Source organism: Psychromonas arctica, assembly GCF_036697365.1.
GTDB classification, from domain to species: Bacteria; Pseudomonadota; Gammaproteobacteria; order Enterobacterales; family Psychromonadaceae; genus Psychromonas; species Psychromonas arctica_A.
The window spans coordinates 1-2303 of the sequence record NZ_JBAHZA010000033.1 but is presented as its reverse complement, the minus strand read 5'-3'; the positions used below and the strand labels follow the sequence as shown (position 1 = coordinate 2303).

General features: G+C 43.4%; 1 protein-coding gene. It reads left to right on the top strand.

Annotated elements, in window-relative coordinates:
* On the top strand, nucleotides 1-2303 hold a 2303-nt coding region (locus V5290_RS17110; protein ID WP_333388673.1), incomplete at both ends, for a VCBS domain-containing protein.

Sequence of the window (2303 nt, the reverse complement as noted above, 5' to 3'; positions counted from 1 at the left end):
GCGGTGGTATTAACCCAAGCGGGTGCTGAACTAGTCAACAGTGGTCAAGAGTTACCAGCGTTTACCTTGATTCCAAACGATGGCACGACAGATGGGGAGACGGTAAATGTTGATCCAAGTGTGGATACCGTTAATGACGCCCCAGAAATTATTAACCTAGTAAGCAATGACTTTATTGAAGATGACGGCAGCGCGGTTGAAGGTGCTGAAGTCGCGACATTCGAGACTTTCGATGAAGACGGTGATGATGTCACGGTCACCTTAAGCGATACCGTTAACTATGCATTAGTTGATGGTGCGGTGGTATTAACCCAAGCGGGTGCTGAACTAGTCAACAGTGGTCAAGAGTTACCAGCGTTTACCTTGATTCCAAATGATGGCATGACAGATGGTGATACGGTAAGCGTTGATCCAAGTGTTACCACAGTCAATGATGCCCCAGAAATTATTAACCTAGTTAGCAATGACTTTACTGAAGACGATGGTAGTGCCGTTGAAGGTGCTGAAGTCGCTACATTCGATACCTTCGATGAAGACGGTGATAATGTCGTGGTCACCTTAAGCGATACCGTTAACTATGCATTAGTGGATGGTGCGGTGGTATTAACCCAAGCGGGTGCTGAACTAGTCAATAGCGGACAGGACTTACCTGGATTCACACTGGTTCCAAGCGATGGCTCGACAGATGGTGAGGCGGTAAGCGTTGATCCAAGTGTTACAACTGTAGATGATCTTACTAATGTTGAGACTGATACGGCTTCTACAAATGAAGATACTCCAATTGTTATTGATGTTTTAGCTAATGATACAGATGAAGAAGGCATTGTTTCTCCTGTTGCATCGGTTAATGATGGTGAAAATGGCACTGTAACGATCAACGATGATGGTACGGTTACTTATTCCCCTAATACTAATTTCAACGGTAGTGATAGTTTTACTTATACTAATGAAGATGGAACCACCGAGACTGTAAATATCAACGTAAATCCTATTAATGACCAGACTGAGATAACCGTTGGCAGCGATGATAGTGATACTAGTGATTTAACAGAAGATCTTGAGGTTGCTACTGATGGTAAACTAACTGATAGTGGAACGTTAACTTTTACTGATGTAGATATTGAAGATAGCAGTAATTTTGTACCGTCAGTTGAGTTCACACCTGCTAATGAGGGTGATATTGCTTTAGGTGAAATGACTATTAATTCTGACGGTGAATGGTCTTATGAAGTTGATAATAGTGTTGTACAAAATTTAGCAGAGGGAGAAATACTAACAGAAGTTTACACTATTTCGTTAAATGGTGTTAAACAGAATATTACTGTAACCATCAACGGTGTCGATGATTTATCAGTTGTTTCTGGTGATGCAACTGGCGCAGTGACTGAAGATAATGCCGCAACGTTAAGCACGTCAGGTACATTATCGCTAAGCGATGTTGATAGCTCAGATACCACAACCTTTACTGCTGAAACAATTAACGGTACTTACGGTGATATTACTATCGATGCTGATGGCAACTGGACATACGCAGCCGATAATACGCAAGCAGCGATCCAATCATTAGATGACGGTGAGTCGATCACCGATACCATCACTGTGATGACCAGCGATGGTGTTGAACAAGAGATTGTAATTACCATCAATGGTGTGGATGACTTATCTATCGTAGCTGGCGATGCGACTGGCGAAGTGACTGAAGATGATGCATCGACGTTAAGCACGACTGGTACATTATCGCTAAGCGATATCGATAGCTCAGACACCACAACTTTCACTGCTGAGACTGTGTCAGGTACTTATGGTGCAATCACTATCGATGCTGATGGTAACTGGACATACGCGGCGGATAACACGCAAGCAGCGATCCAATCATTAGATGACGGCGAGTCAATCACCGATACCATCACAGTTATGACCAGCGATGGTGTTGAACAAGAGATTGTTATTACTATTAATGGCATGGATGATTTATCTATCGTGGCTGGCGACACAACCAGCGCCGTAACTGAAGATGATGCCGCGACGTTAAGTACGACAGGCACATTATCACTAAGCGATATCGATAGCTCAGACACCACAACCTTTACTGCTGAAACAATTAACGGTACTTATGGTGAAGTCACTATCGATGCCGACGGTAACTGGACATACGCCGCGGATAACACGCAAGCGGCTATCCAATCATTAGATGACGGCGAGTCGATCACCGATACCATCACTGTTATGACCAGCGATGGTGTTGAACAAGAGATTGTTATTACTATTAATGGTGTGGATGACTTATCTATCGTAGCTGGCGA